Origin of the sequence: Falsirhodobacter sp. alg1 (assembly GCF_000739715.2) — a bacterium.
In the GTDB taxonomy this organism is placed as follows: domain Bacteria; phylum Pseudomonadota; class Alphaproteobacteria; order Rhodobacterales; family Rhodobacteraceae; genus Falsirhodobacter.
Window position 1 is genome coordinate 1 of record NZ_BBJC02000036.1, and the last position, 870, is coordinate 870.

The 870-nt window shown below is 47.7% G+C and carries 1 pseudogene; it reads right to left on the reverse strand.

The features are described 5' to 3' along the window. Positions 1-222, reverse strand: a pseudogene (locus TR36_RS13990) (class A beta-lactamase LEN-27); the annotation flags it as partial. Positions 223-870 lie beyond the last annotated feature (648 nt).

The window sequence follows — 870 nt, forward strand, 5'->3', positions numbered from 1 at the left end:
TAGCAGAACTTTAAAAGTGCTCATCATTGGAAAACGTTCTTCGGGGCGAAAACTCTCAAGGATCTTACCGCTGTTGAGATCCAGTTCGATGTAACCCACTCGTGCACCCAACTGATCTTCAGCATCTTTTACTTTCACCAGCGTTTCTGGGTGAGCAAAAACAGGAAGGCAAAATGCCGCAAAAAAGGGAATAAGGGCGACACGGAAATGTTGAATACTCATACTCTTCCTTTTTCAATATTATTGAAGCATTTATCAGGGTTATTGTCTCATGAGCGGATACATATTTGAATGTATTTAGAAAAATAAACAAATAGGGGTTCCGCGCACATTTCCCCGAAAAGTGCCACCTGACGTCTAAGAAACCATTATTATCATGACATTAACCTATAAAAATAGGCGTATCACGAGGCCCTTTCGTCTTCAAGAATTATACACTCCGCTATCGCTACGTGACTGGGTCATGGCTGCGCCCCGACACCCGCCAACACCCGCTGACGCGCCCTGACGGGCTTGTCTGCTCCCGGCATCCGCTTACAGACAAGCTGTGACCGTCTCCGGGAGCTGCATGTGTCAGAGGTTTTCACCGTCATCACCGAAACGCGCGAGGCAGATCGTCAGTCAGTCACGATGCGGCCGCTCGAGTCGACCCGGGAATTCCGGGGATCCCAGGGGCCCCTGGAACAGAACTACCAGATCCGATTTTGGAGGATGGTCGCCACCACCAAACGTGGCTTGCCAGCCCTGCAAAGGCCATGCTATATACTTGCTGGATTTCAAGTACTTATCAATTTGTGGGATAGCTTCAATACGTTTTTTAAAACAAACTCATTTTGTAAACTCATCCAGGCACATTGGGTCCATGTATAA